The sequence below is a fragment of the Blastococcus capsensis genome, from assembly GCF_030165005.1.
Classification (GTDB): Bacteria; Actinomycetota; Actinomycetes; order Mycobacteriales; family Geodermatophilaceae; genus Blastococcus; species Blastococcus capsensis.
Window position 1 is genome coordinate 65,673 of record NZ_JASNNW010000016.1, and the last position, 18,167, is coordinate 83,839.

At 72.9% G+C, this 18,167-nt stretch carries 15 protein-coding genes; 11 read left to right on the forward strand and 4 right to left on the reverse strand.

Annotation, left to right across the window (positions count from 1 at the left end; all coding sequences use genetic code 11):
• Position 1 precedes the first annotated feature (1 nt).
• Entirely contained in the window at positions 2–313 is a 312-nt protein-coding gene (locus QOZ86_RS14640; RefSeq protein WP_284492712.1) for a PDGLE domain-containing protein, read from the reverse strand.
• Positions 310–1,014: an energy-coupling factor ABC transporter permease gene (locus QOZ86_RS14645; protein ID WP_284492713.1), complete on the reverse strand. Its 705-nt coding sequence runs from the start codon at positions 1,012–1,014 to the stop codon at positions 310–312. Before QOZ86_RS14645 ends, QOZ86_RS14640 begins: the two co-directional genes overlap by 4 nt.
• Positions 1,015–1,218: 204 nt before the next feature.
• Here QOZ86_RS14645 and QOZ86_RS14650 point away from each other — a divergent pair, with 204 nt between their 5' ends.
• The 7 genes from QOZ86_RS14650 (at position 1,219) to QOZ86_RS14680 (ending at position 10,280) form a co-directional block, all read left to right on the forward strand.
• Entirely contained in the window at positions 1,219–2,562 is a 1,344-nt protein-coding gene (locus QOZ86_RS14650; protein ID WP_284492714.1) for an ammonium transporter, read from the forward strand.
• Positions 2,559–2,897, forward strand: coding sequence for a P-II family nitrogen regulator (locus QOZ86_RS14655; RefSeq protein ID WP_284492715.1), 339 nt, complete (start codon positions 2,559–2,561; stop codon positions 2,895–2,897). The genes QOZ86_RS14650 and QOZ86_RS14655 overlap by 4 nt, the downstream gene beginning before the upstream one ends.
• Positions 2,898–2,928: 31 nt before the next feature.
• Complete coding sequence (locus QOZ86_RS14660; RefSeq protein WP_284492716.1) at positions 2,929–5,298, forward strand: [protein-PII] uridylyltransferase; 2,370 nt, start codon at positions 2,929–2,931, stop codon at positions 5,296–5,298.
• Between the two features lie 84 nt (positions 5,299–5,382).
• Entirely contained in the window at positions 5,383–5,574 is a 192-nt protein-coding gene (locus QOZ86_RS14665; RefSeq protein ID WP_284492717.1) for a hypothetical protein, read from the forward strand.
• Between the two features lie 78 nt (positions 5,575–5,652).
• Positions 5,653–7,236 carry a signal recognition particle protein gene (gene ffh, locus QOZ86_RS14670; protein ID WP_284492718.1) on the forward strand — a complete coding sequence of 528 codons (1,584 nt, stop codon included), beginning with the start codon at positions 5,653–5,655 and terminating at the stop codon, positions 7,234–7,236.
• Positions 7,233–8,345, forward strand: coding sequence for an amidohydrolase family protein (locus tag QOZ86_RS14675; protein WP_284492719.1), 1,113 nt, complete (start codon positions 7,233–7,235; stop codon positions 8,343–8,345). Before ffh ends, QOZ86_RS14675 begins: the two co-directional genes overlap by 4 nt.
• A gap of 240 nt (positions 8,346–8,585) precedes the next feature.
• Positions 8,586–10,280, forward strand: a complete 1,695-nt coding sequence (locus tag QOZ86_RS14680; protein WP_284492720.1) for a hypothetical protein — start codon at positions 8,586–8,588, stop codon at positions 10,278–10,280.
• A 68-nt stretch (positions 10,281–10,348) separates the two neighbouring features.
• Here QOZ86_RS14680 and QOZ86_RS14685 read toward each other — a convergent pair whose 3' ends face one another.
• Together QOZ86_RS14685 and QOZ86_RS14690 are read right to left on the reverse strand one after the other, a co-directional pair.
• Positions 10,349–11,161, reverse strand: a complete 813-nt coding sequence (locus QOZ86_RS14685; RefSeq protein WP_284492721.1) for a class F sortase — start codon at positions 11,159–11,161, stop codon at positions 10,349–10,351.
• A 47-nt stretch (positions 11,162–11,208) separates the two neighbouring features.
• Complete coding sequence (locus tag QOZ86_RS14690; RefSeq protein ID WP_284492722.1) at positions 11,209–11,997, reverse strand: GVDTG sorting domain-containing protein; 789 nt, start codon at positions 11,995–11,997, stop codon at positions 11,209–11,211.
• A 426-nt stretch (positions 11,998–12,423) separates the two neighbouring features.
• Between QOZ86_RS14690 and QOZ86_RS14695 the strand changes: the two genes are divergently transcribed.
• The 4 genes from QOZ86_RS14695 to QOZ86_RS14710 all read left to right on the forward strand — a co-directional run bounded on the left by QOZ86_RS14695 (position 12,424) and on the right by QOZ86_RS14710 (position 18,098).
• Entirely contained in the window at positions 12,424–12,594 is a 171-nt protein-coding gene (locus tag QOZ86_RS14695) for a hypothetical protein (RefSeq protein WP_284492723.1), read from the forward strand.
• A 79-nt stretch (positions 12,595–12,673) separates the two neighbouring features.
• Entirely contained in the window at positions 12,674–14,422 is a 1,749-nt protein-coding gene (locus QOZ86_RS14700) for a proline--tRNA ligase (protein ID WP_284492724.1), read from the forward strand.
• A 303-nt stretch (positions 14,423–14,725) separates the two neighbouring features.
• Positions 14,726–16,036, forward strand: a complete 1,311-nt coding sequence (locus tag QOZ86_RS14705) for a tetratricopeptide repeat protein (RefSeq protein ID WP_284492725.1) — start codon at positions 14,726–14,728, stop codon at positions 16,034–16,036.
• Positions 16,037–16,640: 604 nt separating this feature from the next.
• Positions 16,641–18,098, forward strand: coding sequence for a DUF4331 domain-containing protein (locus QOZ86_RS14710; RefSeq protein WP_284492726.1), 1,458 nt, complete (start codon positions 16,641–16,643; stop codon positions 18,096–18,098).
• Positions 18,099–18,167 lie beyond the last annotated feature (69 nt).

Sequence of the window (18,167 nt, forward strand, 5' to 3'; positions counted from 1 at the left end):
GTCAGCCCTGGTCGGCGGTGGTGCCGCGACGGCGCAGCACCAGGGTCAGCCCGCCGGCCAGCGCCAGGGTGACCACCACGCCCACCACACCCGCGACCCCGCCGGAGACGCGGCCTTCCTCCCCGTCGACCTGGTAGTCGGCCAGCGGGGACCCGGCGGTCGCGCTGTCCTGCGCGCTGCCGGCGAAGCCGGTGTGCTCGGCGGCCCACTCCAGCCCGTCGGGGGAGGAGCTGGCGTACCAGCTGCCCACGCCGGCGACCAGCAGGGCGAGCAGCAGCCCGGCGATCCAGAGGGTGCGTCCGCGGCGGGTCACCGGAGGGCTCCCGCCGGCTCGGTCGGCCGGCGCTGCAGCTCGACACCTCGGCGCAACCCGGCCGCCCCGTGCACGAGGTCGGGCCGGACGGCGAGGACGGCGCCGACGACGGCGACGGTGATCGCCGCCTCGCCGATCGCGATGAGCGCGTGCACCCCCGCCATGGCCGCGACGACCGTGCCGAGCGGGACGTCGACGGTGCCGCCGACCTCGAACAGCCCGACGAAGGTCAGCGCCGCGGCCGGCACGGAGGCGAACGCGGCGATCCCGGTGGCGGTGAGCACGCCGGCCCGGGTGCGGGGCAGCACCGCCACCAACCCGCGGAAGAGGCCGTAGCCCACGACGACGGCCAGCAGCGCCATGAGGAAGACGTTGGTGCCCAGTGCGGTGAGGCCACCGTCGGCGAAGAGCACGGCCTGCACCAGGAGGACGACGGTCATGCACAGCACCGCCGTCCAGGGGCCGACGAGCACGGCGGTCAGCACGGCCCCGATCAGGTGGCCGCTGACCGGCAGGCCGGGGAGCGGGAAGTTCATCATCTGGCCGGCGAAGACGAAGGCCGCGGTGAGCCCCGCCAGAGGCGCCGTGCGGTCGTCGAGCTCGGTGCGGGCCTTGCGGAGGGCCAGCGCGACCGTGCCGGCGGCGAGCGCGCCGGTCGCCACGGAGGTCGGGACGTCGAGGAAGCCATCGGGAACGTGCACGTCGTCGACCTTATTGCACACTGTTTGCAATAGCGATTCGCGGCCGGGCGGTCCCGGCAACATCCCCGTAACGAGTGACCGGGCGCGCGGGCAGAGTTCACCGCCGCGAAACGCGGCAGCGGCGCCGCCGGAAACACCGCCCCGGCACGGTGAGCCTCACTCGAAGACGGGCCGCCTGGGCCCCGAACACTGGAGGAGGTTGCCGTGGTCAACACCGGCGACACCGCCTGGATCCTCATCAGCGCCGCGCTCGTGATGCTGATGACCCCCGGCCTGGCGCTCTTCTACGGCGGGATGGTCCGCGCGAAGAGCGTGCTGAACATGATGATGATGAGCTTCGGGGCGCTGGCACTGATCAGCGTGCTGTGGGTCCTCTACGGCTACTCGATGGCGTTCGGGGACGACGTGGGCCTCGGTCTGCTGGGCGACCCGTCGCAGTTCTTCGGCCTCGCCGGGCTGATGGAGGACGTCACGACCGGGGACGGCGGACTGCCCGCCATGGCGTTCGTCGGCTTCCAGGCCGTCTTCGCGATCATCACCGTCGCGCTCATCTCCGGCGCCATCGCCGACCGGGCCAGGTTCGGCGCGTGGATGGTGTTCGCCGGCATCTGGGCGACGGTCGTCTACTTCCCGGTCGCCCACTGGGTGTTCGACTTCAGCCTCGACGAGCACGTCGGCGGCTGGATCGCCAACGACCTCGCGGCCATCGACTTCGCCGGCGGCACCGCGGTGCACATCAACGCCGGTGCGGCGGGCCTGGCGCTGGCCCTCGTCCTCGGCGAGCGGCGCGGGTTCGGCCGGGAGGCGATGCGCCCGCACAACCTGCCGCTGGTGATGATCGGCGCCGGCCTGCTGTGGTTCGGCTGGTTCGGCTTCAACGCCGGCTCAGCGCTCGCCGCCGACAACACCGCCGCCGTCGCCTGGGTGAACACCCTGGTCGCGACCGGTGCGGCCACCCTAGGCTGGCTGCTGGTGGAGCGGATCCGGGACGGGCACTCGACGTCGCTGGGGGGCGCCTCGGGCGTCGTCGCCGGTCTGGTCGCCATCACACCCGCCTGCTCGGCGGTCTCGCCGGTCGGCGCGATCCTCATCGGCGCGATCGCCGGTGGCCTCTGCGCCCTCGCCGTGGGCCTGAAGTACAAGCTGGGCTACGACGACTCGCTCGACGTCGTCGGTGTGCACCTGGTCGGCGGCCTGTGGGGCACGATCGCCATCGGCTTCCTCGCCGACCCGGACGCCCCGGCGGGGGTGGAGAGCCTGTTCTTCGGCGGCAGCGTCGACCAGCTGTGGCGGCAGGTCGTCGGGGCGGTCGCTGTCCTCGTGTTCTCCTTCGTCCTTACGCTGATCATCGGCACCGTCCTCCAGAAGACGATGGGCTTCCGGATCTCCGAGGAGGACGAGGTCACCGGCATCGACACCGCCGTGCACGCCGAGTCCGGGTACGACCTGGCCGCGCTCGGCAGCAGCAGTTCCACCGCCGCACCGGCCGGCCAGGCACGTGCCACGGCTCAGGAACTGGCCCGCACCACCGAGAGGACGCTGGCATGAAGCTGGTCACCGCGATCGTCAAGCCGTACAAGCTCGACGACGTCAAGAACGCCCTCGAGCTGATCGGCATCGCCGGGCTCACCGTCAGCGAGGTCCAGGGCTTCGGCCGCCAGCGCGGGCACACCGAGGTGTACCGCGGCGCCGAGTACCAGGTGGACTTCGTGCCCAAGATCCGCATCGAGGTGGTCGTCAGCGAGGTGGACGCCGCCCGGGTCGTGGACGCCGTCGTCGAGGCCGCCTCCACCGGCCAGATCGGCGACGGCAAGGTCTGGGTCACCACGATCGACGAGATCGTCCGGGTGCGCACCGGGGAGCGTGGCGAGGACGCCGTCTGACGCGGACGGCCGACCACGTCGAGGGGGAGTCGTGCTGGACGCCGAGGCGTTGCCGGGGCTGAGCCGGGCCGCGCGGGTCGAGGCCCTGGACGGGTGGCTGGCCGGGCTGCTCGACGACGCCGTCGCCGGGACGCTCCTGCCGCCGCTCTCCGGGAGGAGCTCCCGGGCCCGCCGGGGCACCGACGGGCTCGCGCTGGTGGCCGTCGGCAGCCTCGGCCGCCGGGAGCTGCCGCCGTACGGGGACCTCGATCTGGTGCTCGTGCACGAGGGCCGCCCGGAGATCGCGGCGATCGCCGACGCGCTCTGGTACCCGGTCTGGGACGCCGGCCTGCGCCTGGACCACTCGGTGCGCTCGGTCCCCGAGGCGGTCACCGTCGCGTCGACCGACCCGCGGGCCGGGCTGGGCCTGCTGGACGCCCGGTTGATCGCCGGGGACGCGGACCTGGCCACCCGGCTGCGGACGGCCACCCTCGCCAGCTGGCGGCAGTCCGCCTCGCGGTTGCTGCCGCAGCTGCGGGACCTGCGCCGGGAGCGGGGCCGGCGGCTGGGAGAGCTCGCCTTCCTGCTCGAGCCCGACCTCAAGGAGGCCTACGGCGGGCTGCGCGAAGGGCAGGTGCTGCGGGCGGCCGCCGCCGCCCAGCTGGCCGACGAGCCCACCGCCGAGGCCGAGCAGGCCTACGCCTTCCTGCTCGACGTGCGCGACGAGCTGCGCCGCCGCTCCGGCCGGTCCTCCGACCTCCTGGTGCGCCAGGAGCAGCGCGGGGTCGCCGCGGCGCTCGGTCTGGCCGACGAGGACCAGCTGCTCCGGGAGGTCAGCCTCGCCGGACGGCGGCTGGCCTTCGTCGCCGACGGGACCTGGCGCCGGGTGGAGGCCGCCCTGGTCCGCCGGCCGCGCGGCCGGTACCGCCGGGTGCGACGTGAGCCGCTGGCCGAGGGCGTCGTCCGACAGGGCGACGAGGTGGTGCTCGCCCGGGACGCCTGCCCGGCCGGCGACCCCGGGCTGGTACTCCGGGCCGCCGCGGCCGCCGCCCGTGCCGGCCTGCTGCTCTCCCCGTACACCCTCAACGTGCTCGCGGTGCACAGTCCGCCGATGCCCGAGCCGTGGCCTCCGGAGGCCCGCTGGTCGTTCCTCCGGGTGCTGGCGAGCGGTCGCCCGGCCGTCCCCGTCCTGGAGCAGCTGGACCAGCAGGGCCTGCTGTCCCGGCTGCTGCCCGAGTGGGACCGCGTCCGGTCGCTGCCGCAGCGGCACCCGTGGCACCGCTACACCGTCGACCGCCACCTGATCGAGGCCGCCGCCGCGGCGTCCGAGCTCACCCGCGACGTCGACCGGCCCGACCTCCTGCTGGTGGCCGCGCTGCTGCACGACATCGGCAAGGGGTGGCCCGGCGACCACAGCGTGGTGGGGGAGCCGGTCGCCGCGGCGATCGGCGCACGGATGGGGTTCGCCGAGCCCGACGTCGCGGTCCTGGCCACACTGGTGCGCCACCACCTGCTGCTCCCGGCGACGGCGACCCGGCGGGACATCGACGACCCCGCGACGATCGAGCGGGTGGCGGCCACCATCGGGTCCGACGCCTCGGTGCTCCAGCTGCTGCACGCCCTGGCCCGGGCGGACGGCGCCGCGACCAGCACCTCGGCGTGGTCGCCGTGGAAGGCGCACCTGGTGGCCGCGCTGGTGGCCCGCGTGCAGGCCGAGATCGGCGGGACCCAGCTGGTCGATCCCGAGCCGGTGCTGCACCCCGCCCAGGCCCAGGTCAGCGCGCCGGCGCCCGACATCCCGGGGGTGACGCGCGCGGTGACGGTCGGGATCGAGGAGGTGGCCGACGGTCAGCAGGTGACGATCGGCGCCCCCGACCGGCCGGGGCTGCTGAGCACCTGCGCCGGGGTGCTCGCGCTGAACCAGCTGGACGTGCGGGCAGCGAAGCTGACCGTCGTCGACGGCTACGGCACCAGCGTCTTCGCCGTCCGGCCGCGCTTCGGCCGGGCGCCGGTGCCGGAGATCCTGGCCGACGGCGTGCGCGCCGCCCTGGAGGGGACGCTGTCGCTGTCCGACCGGTTGCGGCAGCGGGAGGTCGACTACCGCGAGGAGACGCGCGGCGCCCCGCCGCGGATCTCCTGGCACAACCACGAGGTGAGCGGCCGGGCCACCGGCATCGTGGAGGTGCGCGCCGGTGACCGCGCCGGGCTGCTCTACCGGCTGACCGCCGCGATCGCCGGCGAGGGCCTGGACGTGACCAGCGCGCGGATCGAGACCCTGGGCGGCGACGCGGTCGACTGCTTCTACGTGGCGAACCCGTCGGGCTCCCCGGTCGATCCCCGGCAGCGCGAGCGCGTGGACGCCGCCCTCGTGGCGGCGACCCGCGGCGGCGTGGTGCCCCCCGCCCCGGACACGCCGGGCTGATCTCCGCGGTTCTGTCAGAGGTGCGTGCGACCGTCGGCAGGAGCTGGGGGACGGACCGGTCCCCTCTGCCGAGAGGAGTCGATCGTGGACAGCCGCCAGTGGCCCTGCCCCTCCTGCGGGGACGACCGCGAATTCGTGCAGCCGCCGTGCACCGACGGGCACACCGAGGACGGCGGCGAATGCCCCGAGTGGGCCTGCGCCGACTGCGGCAGCGCCGTCGTCACCGGCGACGCGGCCGTGGTGCCGGTTCCGGCCCGGCTCGCCCCCGCGGCCTGAACGGCGGCGCGGTTCCCTCGATACCCTGGCTGTCAGGTGGCGCGGCGAGCCCGCGCCCGTGACTGCTGAGGACGTGCTGTGTTCGAGACCCTCTCCGACCGCCTCGACAAGGTCTTCACCGGCCTGCGGGGCAAGGGTCGGCTCTCCGACGCCGACATCGATGCCACCGCGCGCGAGATCCGCATCGCGCTGCTGGAGGCCGACGTCGCCCTGCCTGCGGTGCGGGCGTTCATCACCGCGGTCAAGGAGCGCGCCCGCGGCGCGGAGGTCTCCCAGGCGCTGAACCCGGCGCAGCAGGTCATCAAGATCGTCAACGAGGAGCTCATCCAGATCCTCGGTGGCGAGACCCGCCGCATCCGGCTGGCCAAGCAGTCGCCGACGGTGATCATGCTCGCCGGCCTGCAGGGTGCCGGAAAGACCACGCTGGCCGGCAAGCTCGGCCGCTGGCTGCAGTCCCAGGGCCACGCGCCCCTGCTCGTGGCCGCCGACCTGCAGCGCCCGAACGCGGTGAACCAGTTGTCCATCGTGGCCGGGCAGGCCGGCGTCGACGTCTTCGCCCCCGAGCCGGGCAACGGCGTCGGTGACCCGGTGCGGGTCGCCCGCGACTCGATCGACCACGCCCGCCGCACGATGCACGACGTCGTCGTCGTCGACACCGCCGGCCGGCTGGGCATCGACGCCGAGCTGATGCAGCAGGCCGCCGACATCCGCGACGCCGTGCAGCCCGACGAGACGCTCTTCGTCGTCGACGCGATGATCGGTCAGGACGCCGTGACCACGGCGCAGGCGTTCCAGGAGGGCGTCGGCTTCAGCGGCGTCGTCCTCACCAAGCTCGACGGCGACGCCCGCGGTGGTGCCGCGCTCTCGGTCCGGTACGTGACCGGGCAGCCGATCATGTTCGCCTCCACCGGCGAGAAGCTCACCGACTTCGACGTCTTCCACCCGGAACGGATGGCCTCGCGCATCCTCGGGATGGGCGACGTGCTCACCCTCATCGAGCAGGCCGAACAGGCCTTCGACGCCGACCAGGCCGAGAAGATGGCCGGCAAGCTCACCTCCCGCGAGGGATTCACCCTCGAGGACTTCCTCGAGCAGATGATCGCCATCAGGAAGATGGGACCGATCGCGAACCTGCTCGGCATGCTCCCGGGCGCGGGCCAGATGAAGGAGCAGCTCAAGCAGATCGACGACCGCGACCTCGACCGCACCGCGGCGATCATCCGATCGATGACCCCGCAGGAGCGGGTCGACACGAAGGTCATCAACGCGTCGCGGCGGGTGCGCATCGCCAACGGTTCCGGTGTGACGGTCACCGAGGTCAACGCGCTGCTGGAACGGTTCGCCCAGGCGCAGAAGATGATGGGCCAGATGGCCGGCAGCATGGGTCTGCCCGGCATGGGGCCGATGTCCAAGAAGCAGCGCGGCCGCCAGCAGCAGGCGCAGGCGGCTCGCGGCAAGGGCAAGAAGGGCAAGGGCGGCAAGGGCAAGGGCGGCCCGGCCCGGCGCCCCGTGGGTGCGCCCGGCCTGCCGCCCGGTGCCGGCTTCCCGGGTGGGGGGAACCCCTTCGGCGGCGGCGGGATGCCCGGTCTGCCCCCCGGCCAGGGGATGCCCGACCTCACGAAGCTGAACTTCGACCAGTTCAAGGACGAGCGCGGCCGGTGAGCACGTTGCCGTCATCGGTGGGGCGGGCGGGGGCAGCACTGCACCTGTCCGGGGTCGTCCTGCCCGCGGGCGAGCACCGCGACGTCTGGGTGCGCGAGGGCCGGTTCACCTTCGAGCCGGTGCCGGGGGCGGAGACGGTCAGCCGCGGCGGCTGGCTGCTGCCCGGGCTGGTCGACGCGCACTGCCACGTGGGCATCGCCCGCGGCGGTGGGCACGTCGAGGACCTCGCCCATGCGCGCACCCAGGCGCTGGCCGAGCGGGACGCCGGGGTGCTGGCGCTGCGCGACTGCGGGTCCCCGGTGGACACCCGTGCCCTGGACGACGACCCTGAGCTGCCCACGATCATCCGGGCCGGCCGGCACATCGCCCGCACCCGCCGGTACATCCCCGGCCTTGCCGTCGAGATCGAGCCCGAGGACCTGGTGGAGCAGACCCGGCTCCAGGCCCGTCGCGGCGACGGCTGGGTGAAGCTGGTGGGTGACTGGATCGACCGGTCGGTCGGCGACCTGGCGCCCGAGTGGCCGGCCGACGCCCTGGTGGCGGCGATCGCGGCCGCTCACGAGGAGGGGGCGCGGGTCACCGCGCACACCTTCGGCACCGACGCGCTGCCCGGGCTGATCGCGGCCGGGATCGACTGCATCGAGCACGGCACCGGGCTCACCGAGGAGCTGATCGGCGAGATGGCCCGCCGCGGCACCGCCGTCGTCCCGACGCTGGTCAACGTGGAGAACTTCCCGGGCTTCGCGGATGCGGGGGAGAAGAAGTTCCCCACCTACGCCAGCACGATGCGGCGGCTGTACGCGAACTCCGGTGCCGTGGTGCGGGCTGCCTACGAGGCGGGCGTGCCGGTGTTCGCCGGCACCGACGCCGGCGGCGGCATCGACCACGGGGTGATCGCCGACGAGATCAGGGCGCTGTGCGAGGCCGGGATCCCCGCCGAGGCGGCGCTGGCCGCAGGCTCCTGGCAGGCGCGGGAGTGGCTCGGGTTGCGGGGGATCGAGGAGGGCGCGCAGGCGGACGTCGTCGTCTACGACTCGGATCCGCGGGCGGACCTCGACTCGTTGCAGCGACCGCAACGAACGGTTCTGCGCGGCCGCGTGGTGGGCTAGGCCGGAGAGTCCACCTCCTCGGCCCCTGTCCTCCGCCACGGCCCGGGACGGCGGGTGGAGCCACGGTGTCATTACCGGTGGTGTGCGGACGGCGGGCGCGCTCAGCCGGTGGTCGGTTCGGCAGCAAGGTGAGATCTGCTGTGCGTAAGTCTTGTCGGTGGTCCCAGGCATGCTCCGGCTGTGACTCCTTCCCGCCCTCGGTTGCCGACTCGGGTGGTTGCGCCGCCGTCGGGTGTGAGTGTGGGCAGTCGGCTGAGGCTGACCGGCTGGGAGCAGCAGTTGCTGGCTGCGGTCGGCGCGCATCTGTCGCGGGCGCGGGCTACGGACCTGGCCTCGGCGCAGCGGCGGGATCGGGCCAACGACCGGCAGAAGGAGCTGTCGGCGCGGTTCGGCATCCACTCCCGGTACGCGGGCAGCATCTGTGTGGACAACGACGCCGCCGTTCGCGCCGCGAAAGAGCAGCTGTGGGCCCACCAACGGCAGCTGCAGGCGGCGGTCGGGCGCCTGGAGCGGCGCACGGAGCTGCCGAGCAAGGCAGCGGCCTGCGGCTGCTCGAAGCGCCGCTGTGAGCGGTGCGGGAGCGGGTACGCGACGGAGAACGAGAGGGTGATGAAGCGCCGCCGGCTGGACGTGCTGCGCGGCGAGCTCGCCGGTGTGCAGCGTCGTCGTGCGGAGGGCCGCTACGGCGTCTGCCTGGGTGGGGTTCAGCTGGCGACTACGCGGCACCACTTCCACGACGCCGGTTTGAACGAGCAGCAGTGGCGCCGGGCCTGGGAGGAGCGGCGGGCGTGGTTCGGATGCGTCGGCAACGCCGGCGTTCTGGGCGGCAATCCGTGCCTGAGTCTGCGGCAGGACGATCAGGACCGGCCCGGGGAGTGGTTCCTGACCGTGTCGGTGCCCGAGCCGGTGCAGGCGAGGTTCGGCTGCGGCAGCCGGGTCCGGCTCACGCACCCTGTGCCACTGCACCACCGTCGCGAGGAGCTGGAGGAACGGTTGCACGCCCGCCGCGCCGTCCGGCTCGGCGTCGACTTCACCACCGCCCGGCGCGGCCGCGAGAAGGTCATGCTGCGCATCGCGTGGGTCCGGCAAGCGCAGCCGGCGCTGACGCTGCAGCAGGCCCGGCTCGGCGGTCTGGTCGGTGTCGACCTCAACGCCGACCATCTCGCTGCCGCCCGCCTCGACCAGGACGGCAACCCGATCGGACGGCCGATCCGCATCCCGCTGCAGCTCGACGGCCTACCGACGACCACGCGGGACGCGCGGTTGCGAGAGGCGATCACCGCCCTTCTCGACTTCGCCGCAACGACCGGGGCGCGGGCGGTCGCGGTCGAGGAGCTCGGGTTCACCGACGACACCACTCGGGAGAAGCACGGCCGAAATCGGCGCTTCCGTCGGCTGCTGTCGGGCTTTCCCACGCTGGCGTTCCGTACCCGGCTGGCCGCGATGGCCGCAACCGCCGAGCTCGCCGTCGTCACCGTCGACCCGCGCTACACCAGCAAGGTCGGCGGGCGGGACTGGCAACGTGTACTCACCGGCGGCCCCACAGCCACACCCGCCCTCCAGACGAGCGTGACCCGGCACGAAGGTGCCGCGGTCGCGATCGGCCGGCGCGCCCTCGCGCACGGCCTCACGGCCGGACCTCGCGGTCCGGAGCGCCGATCCGCACCCCACCAGCGCCGCCGCCCGGGCACCCGTCCGGCCGGCCGCGGGGATGGAAGCACCAGCAGCCACGCTGCTCCGGTGCGGGCACCCGGCACACCCACGAGGCCGATCCCGCGCGACCGCGCCGGCGCACGAGCTGCCCGTCGCACCCCGGCAGCCGTCTCGGCGCCCGCCCCACCGGTTCCCGGTGGGCGCGGACCCGGTGAGACGGTCAGCCGGGCGGGCAGAACGCCGCGCATAGGTTCCGCGGCGCCACCAGCCTCACCGGGCTGACGGCACAACGCCAGCAGGGCGTGACGGCTGCGCGACTTACGCACATCCATCACACCCTGCTGCCGAACCTAGCCGGTGGTGAGCGTGGCGAAGACGATGACGTTGTCCTGGTAGTCCCCGGTGCCTTCGTCGAAGGCACCTCCGCAGGTGACCAGCCGCAGACCGGCGTGCTCGATGTCGCCGTAGACCTCCTCGGTGGGGAAGTCCTCCTTGGCGTGCCTCTCGACGCGGTCGATGCGGAAGGTCGCCACGGTCCCGTCGGCGCGGTCGATGACCACGGTGTCCCCGGCGCGGAGCTCCCGCAGCCCGTAGAAGGCCCCGCGTTCGCCCTCCCAGTCGACGTGCCCGGCGAGGACGGACGGTCCCAGCTGGCCCGGGGTGGGGCCGCCCTCGTACCAGCCCACCGGGTAGGCGCCGGCGGGGACCTCCAGGGCGCCGTCCCGTTCCAGCCCGAGCCGGATGACCGTGGAGGTGACGTCCAGGGCGGGGATCCGCACCCGTACCGGCTCGCTGGCGGACAGCTGCCAGGACGTGGCGGCGGGGGTGGCCACCTCGGCGGGGAGTGTGGAAGCGCCCGGCGTCGCGGCGACGGCCACGGGCGTGTCCAGCCGGGCGGGACTGCCGGTGTCCTGGGGGAGGAGGACGACGGCACCGACGCTCGCGGCGGCGAGCGCCATCGACGTCCCCGCCCAGACGCGAGAGGCGCGGGGACGGACCGGACGGGACGGGCGACCTCGCGCCAGCTCGTACCGGGTGACCCGGGGTGGCCGGGCGAGCAGGGCCTGGAGTCCGGCATCGGCATCGGCATCCGGCGTCCGGACCGGGGGTGGAGGCGGGGGATAGGAGCCCCCGATGCGCACCGCACCGCCTGCCCCGGTCATCGGACCGGGGCAGGCGGTGGGTGCGCGGTCGGGCATGGTCCTGGGGATCAGGCCGTGGTGCGGGAGCTGCGCCGAGCGGCGAACGCCGCGCCGGCGGCGGCGGTGAGGCCCACGCCCCCGAGGACGTAGGGAAGGGTGCTGCTCTCGTCGGTGGAGGAGCTGCCGTCACCGGCTGCGACCCCGCCGACCGGCGTGGCGTTCAGCACGCCGCACAGGGCCGGGTCGGTCGCCTCGCCCGGCAGCGACGGGTCCAGGTCGGACACGCCGCGGTTCCCGGCGCTGTAGGTGCCGTCGCCGTCGTAGTCCACACCGTGGATGACGACGACGGCCTTGCCGCCGAGGATCGCCTGGGCGACCTCTTCGCTGACCTGGACGTCGCCGCGGGAGTACTCGAAGTTGTCACCGACGGCGAACCGGTCCACGGCCAGGCCGGAGGCGGGGGAGGTGTCCCCGCTGGTGGTCAGCGACACGACGATCTCGCCGTAGGCCGGAGCACCCTCGGTGGTGGTGAAGTGCTGGTGGGGGTCGGTCTCACCCGACAGCGCCGCGGCGTTGTTGTCCGACGCCGTGGGGCACTCGTTGCGGGCCGTCTCACCGAAGTGGATGTGCGCCGCATGCGGCGCCCCCGCGAGCAGCCCCTGGGCCGCCAGGGTGAACGACAGGGTCGTCCCGGAGATCTGCACCGACCCCGTGCCGCTCGCGTTCACGGGGTTGACGGGAACGGGCGCCAGGGTGGCGCGGGCGGAACCCTCGGCTGCAGCGGCGGGACCCGCCGCCATCAGCAGGGCGAGGCCGGCCACCGGCAGGGTCATGGCTGCGCGCGTGATGCGGTTCAAGGTGCACCTCTTCATCAATTCCCCGCGGAGCCGCCGAACTGGGCGCCGTCGAGGCCGGGCTTGTCCATCCCTGGTATCGGCAGCCTCGTCCCGGATGGAGGGGTGGGAGGCAACAAAATCGCGCGATAGGTGACGGCAGTGACGGGTGAGGCCGATGTGCGGGTGTGGTGATCGCGCCGGCGGTCCTGATGACCGTCCACCGCGAGTCGGGGCTGCCTCTGTCGAATTTCCGTCTCGGCGCAGGGGAGTACGTCATCGGCTGACAGTTGGCGGCCCACGCCGGCTGGCCGGCGGCCACCCGCGCGCGTCAGTAGATGCAGCAGGTGTCGGCGCCGGTGCGGGGTTCCTCCCCGGCTGGGTCTCCTCGAGGGCGTGCCCCGCTGCCCGCGGGGTGCCGCTCGTGAGCTGCGCTGGTTGACTCCTCGCATGGTCTCGCCACTCCCGGAGCCCGATCCGCTGATCGATCCGAACGAGCCCGCGCCCGACGACCCGGGTGAGCTGCTGCCCGACACCCCCGAGACGCTGCCGCCGGCGCCGATCGAACCGTCGCCCGACGACCCCGGTGGGGACCCGGGCGGGGTGCCCGAACCCGCCTGACCGGTCGCCGGCGGCAGGAGCGGCGCCGCCCCCCGAATCCCGTGGACGTCGGCCTGTGGTCGCCTGGGAGACTCTTTCCGTGCTGTTGCGGATGTCATCCCTGTTCCTGCGGACCCTTCGGGACGACCCGGCCGACGCCGAGGTCCCGAGCCACCGCCTGCTCGTGCGCGCCGGCTACATCCGGCGGGCGGCTCCCGGCGGGTTCAGCTGGCTGCCGCTGGGCTTCCGCGTCTTCCGCAACGTCGAGCGCATCGTCCGCGAGGAGATGGACCGGATGGGCGCGCAGGAGGTGCACTTCCCCTCGCTGCTGCCCAAGGAGCCCTACGAAGCGAGCGGCCGCTGGACCGAGTACGGCGACAACCTGTTCCGGCTCAAGGACCGCCGCGGCGTCGACCACCTGCTCGGGCCCACGCACGAGGAGATGTTCACGCTCCTGGTGAAGGACCTGTACTCGTCGTACAAGGACCTGCCGCTGTCGCTGTACCAGATCCAGACCAAGTTCCGGGACGAGGCGCGGCCCCGGGCCGGGCTGCTGCGCGGCCGCGAGTTCACGATGAAGGACAGCTACTCCTTCGACGTCGACGACGCCGGCCTCGACAGGTCCTACGCCGCGCACCGCGACGCCTACATCCGGATCTTCGACCGGCTCGGCCTGGAGTACGCCATCGTCTCGGCGATGTCCGGCGCCATGGGTGGCTCCAGGAGCGAGGAGTTCCTGCACCCGACGGCGATCGGCGAGGACACCTTCGTCCGCTCGCCCGGCGGCTACGCGGCCAACGTCGAGGCGGTCCGCACCGTCGTCCCCGACGAGATCCCGCTCGAGGGCCTGCCTGAGGCGCACGTCGAGGACACTCCCGACACCCCGACCATCGACACGCTGGTCGCCGTCGCGCAGGAGATGTTCCCCGACGCCGGCTACACCGCCGCCTCGACGTTGAAGAACGTCGTCGTCGGGCTCGTGCACCCCGACGGCACCCGCGAGCCGCTGGTCATCGGCATCCCCGGCAACCGGGAGGTCGACGCCAAGCGCCTCGAGGCCCAGCTCGCCCCGGCCGAGGTCGAGCCGTTCACCGACTTCGCCGGCAACCCCGCGCTGGTGAAGGGCTACATCGGCCCGCAGGTGCTGGGCGCGGGCAGCGAGTCGAAGATCCGCTACCTCGTCGACCCCCGCGTGGTCGCCGGCACCCGGTGGATCACCGGCGCCAACGAGGCGGGCAAGCACGTCTTCGACCTCGTCGCCGGCCGCGACTTCACCTGGGACGGCGTCATCGAGGCCGCCGAGGTGCTGCCCGGCGACCCCGCGCCCGACGGCTCCGGCCCGCTGGAGCTCGCCCGCGGCGTCGAGATGGGCCACATCTTCCAACTGGGCCGCAAGTACGCCGAGGCGCTCGACCTCGAGGTGCTCGACGAGAACGGCAAGCTCGTCACCGTCACCATGGGCTCCTACGGCATCGGCGTCTCCCGCGCGGTGGCCGCCATCGCCGAGTCCACCCACGACGAGCTCGGCCTGGCCTGGCCTCGCGAGGTCGCCCCGGCCGACGTGCACGTCGTCGCCACCGGCAAGGACACCGCGATCTTCGAGGCCGCCGAGGCGCTGGCCGGCGAGCTGGTCGCCGCCGGGCTCACCGTGCTCTACGACGACCGCCCCAAGGTCTCCCCGGGCGTGAAGTTCAAGGACGCCGAACTGCTCGGCATGCCGACGATCGTCACCGTCGGCCGCGGCCTGGCCGAGGGCGTCCTGGAGCTGCGCGACCGGAAGACCGGCGAGCGCGAGGCGATCCCGGTCGACGACGCCGCCACGCGGGTCGTCGCTGCCGTCCGCCGTTGACCGCCCCGCCCCCACGAAGCCGCCATGGAGGGCGGAGGCGGGCGGATCCCTCATCGCCGAGGTGACACCTCATCGCGTTCTCGCCATGACGAGTGCCACCGACAGGCCGTAGCTGGAAACCTCCTCGCAGTCCTCCGCCTGCGCGGCCGCGCGATGTCTGCTCGCTTTGCGCCGTCGCACGGTCGGCAGTGGTTGTCGGCAGAGATCCGATCACCGGATGCCACGCGACAGCAGGGGTCTCCGGGTGCACCATGGAGGCTCTACTCTCCGTCTTCTCTCGCCCGGACGACCCCGAGGAGCCGCGTGACCATCGCCCTCCGGCGCATCGCGCTCCTGCTGGGCGCAGGGGCACTTGCGGTGATCCTGCTGCTCGCCGGTGCCGTGCTCGGCGCACCAGGTGACGCGGTCGACCGCGAAGAGGCCGTCGAGCAATCCGCACCGGCGGCCGAGGCCGGCAGCCTCGAGGCGCTGCAGGCACGGCTCGAGCGGGTCCCCGGCGACTACCCGGGATGGGCCGCCCTGGGTCTGCTCTACGTGGATCGGGCGCGCGTCACCGCTGACCCCAGTTGGTACGCCAAAGCGCAAGCGGCGCTGGAGCGCTCGCTCGAGATCCAGCCCGAAGAGAACGCTGTGGCGCTGACCGGGCTGGCCACCCTGCAGGCCGCGCAGCACGACTTCGAGCATGCCGCCGACACGGCCCGCGCGGCTCTGGCGATCAACAGCTACGACGCGACGTCGTACGGCGTCCTGACCGACGCGCTGACCGAGCTCGGCCGCTACGACGAGGCCGCCGATGCGCTGCAGAAGATGGCCGACGTCAACCCCGGCTTCCCCACGCTCGCCCGCATCTCCTATGCCCGAGAGCTGCGCGGCGACATCGACGGGGCTCGTCAAGCCATGCAGAGAGCGCTCGACGTCGCGGGAAGCGACGAGGACGCCGGCTTCGCCCTGCACCACCTCGGGGAGCTGGCGTGGCACTACGGCGGCGACGTGCAGGCCGCGTCCGAGCTCTACGAGCGCGGCCTCGCCCGCGACCCGGACTCGCTCGCGCTGCAGGCGTCAGCGGCGCGCGCGACTGCGGCGGCCGGACGAACCGACGAGGCCCTGTCGGGCTACGCCGAGGTGACCGGGCGCGTCCCCGTCCAGCAGTACCTCGTCGAGGAGGGGGAGCTGCTCGCCTCCCTGGGGCGGACGGATCAGGCGCAGGACCGGTTCGACGTCGTGCGGATCGCTACGACGCTGCTGGAGGAGAGCGGCTCGGCCGTGGACCTCGAGACCGCGCTGTTCGAGGCCGACCACGGCTCGCCCGAACAGGCGCTCGTGGCGGCCCAGGCCGCGTACGCGCGAGCACCCAGCGTGTTCGCTGCCGATGCGCTCGCATGGAGCCTGCACGTCAACGGGAGGGACGCGGAGGCACTCCAGTACGCCGACGAGGCCCTGTCGCTCGGCGGACGACCGGCGCTCTTTCTCTTCCACCGCGGCATGATCGCCGCCTCGCTCGGTCGTACGGCCGAGGCGGTGCGCGATCTGACGTCGGCGCTCGAGGTCAACCCCCACTTCTCGGTCCGACACGCCGAGACGGCAGGTACGACGCTGGACCGCCTCGCCGGCTAGCTGACACGGGAGCTCCGCGACCGCAGCTGTTCGACGCGGTGCCCGCCGGGCAGGTGAACCAGCCGCAGTAGCCGGTGCACCGGTCAACCAGGGTGCCGATCGCCGAGCGGCTCCTCCGGTCCACGACGAGGTCGCCTCCAGTCGCCGATCCGGCTGCGTTCCCGGACCACGGCCGAGCGGACCTCCCATACTCACATCCAGGATCCGGTCGGTGCTTCCGGCCCCGCCATGCCACCGCAGATCCCCGTCCACCAGGAGTTCTGGGCCAGACCGTGGAGCCGCCCGTCGTTGGAGGATCGATCTTTTTCGGCCGTCGCAGTCAGACACCTGGCCCAACCCGATGCCTGACCAGGGGCTATCACATCTGGTCAACGCCCGCTCACGACCGGCAGCAGCCGATGAATGCCGCGGGTCGGCCGCACATGTGGTCAGGGTCACTTTTGACAGCTACGTTTCGAGAGCTTGCTCCCGTCACGTGCCACCGATGCAGCCCGGCGGCCCTGCGGGACGGCCGCCACCAGAGCACGGCCACGAGAGGCGCGCGCTCACAACAGGGGAGTCTGACTTGAGCAGATCAGTGCATCAGCGGAGGGCACTCACAGCCGTGGCCGCTGTCGGCGTGGTCGTAGGCGGGGCCTCGCTCGCGCCGGGGGTCGTCGGCGCGTCGAGTCACCGAGAGGCGCCGGCCATCTCCGACGACCGCCGGCTCGACAACACCGACGTCTACGCGTTCGTCAGTCCTGACGACCCCGACAGCGTCACGCTCATCGCCGACTGGAACCCCTTCTCCGAGCCCGACGGCGGCCCGAACTTCTACCGCTTCCAAGAGGGGTCCAACTACGACATCAACATCGACAACAACGGCGACGCGGTCGCGGACCTGACCTACCGCTGGGTGTTCAACACCGTCGTCCGCAATCCCGACACGTTCCTCTACAACACCGGCCCCGTAACGACGCTGCCGGACGAGGACCTCAACATCTTCCAGACCTACGACCTCACCCTCATCCGGCAGAACGGCCCGAAAGAGTTGCTCATCGACGACGCGCCGGTGGCGCCGTCCTTCGTCGGCCCGGCCTCGATGCCGGAGGGCTACGAGCCGCTCCGCGAGGCCGCGACCGTGCCCCTGAAGACCGGTGCGGGCTACAGCTACGCAGGGCAGGCCGACGACCCGTTCTTCCTCGACCTGCGGATCTTCGATCTGCTCTACGGCGCCGATGTCGTCGACGACGAAAGCCCCGTTCTGGACGGCGCTGACTTCGTCGAGGACGGCAACGACACGCTGGCCGGCTACAACGTGCAGACGATCGCTCTCCAGGTGCCCGCCTCGACCCTGGCCCTCAACGGTGCGGTGGACAAGAACCCCGTCATCGGCGTGTGGAGCGACACCGAGCGCCCGATTGTCCAGGTGTTCAGTCGCACGGACGGCGGCGGCGGCGAGCGGGCCTTCGGTCCGCAGGTGCAGGTCTCGCGCCTCGGCAACCCGCTGGTGAACGAGGTCGTCATCCCGCTCAAGGACAAGGACAAGTTCAACGCGTCGACCCCGCAGCAGGACGAGGAGTTCCTGCAGTACGTGCAGGACCCGATCGTGCCCGAGCTCTTCGAGCTCATCTACGGGGTCCCCGCGCTCGACGCGCCGCGGACCGACCTCGTCGAGGTGTTCCTCACCGGCATCTGCGCCGTCGAGGGCTGCCCCGACACGGTCGCCGACGTCAACCTCAACTCGCAGCTGCTCAACGCCGACGTCAACCCGGCGACCTTCCAGCCGTCGGAGATGCTGCGTCTCAACATGTCCATCCCGCCCGCGGCCGAGCCGAACCGGCTGGGCGTGCTCGAGAACGACCTGGCCGGGTTCCCCAACGGCCGGCGGCTCATCGACGACGTCGTGGACATCGAGCTGCAGGTGCTCGAGGGTGAGCTCGTCGGGCGCCCGAACGCCCTGGGCGACGCGGTGCCGGACAACGACGTGCCGTTCACCGACAAGTTCCCCTACGTCGGCCTGCCGCACTTCGACGCCGTGAACCTGCAGGAGGACCTGGACGACGGCGAGGACCAGGACTGATCCACGCCTGATCCACGTCTCATCCGCAGCCGACGGCCGGTGCCCTGCGCACCGGCCGTCGGCCGGTCC

Coding starts and splice junctions, on each gene's coding strand:
- QOZ86_RS14655 (WP_284492715.1), top strand. CDS start 2,559: ATGAAGCTGGTCACCGCGATCGTCAAGCCGTACAAGCTCGACGACGTC.
- QOZ86_RS14685 (WP_284492721.1), bottom strand. CDS start 11,161: ATGACCGGGGCAGGCGGTGCGGTGCGCATCGGGGGCTCCTATCCCCCG.
- QOZ86_RS14695 (WP_284492723.1), top strand. CDS start 12,424: ATGGTCTCGCCACTCCCGGAGCCCGATCCGCTGATCGATCCGAACGAG.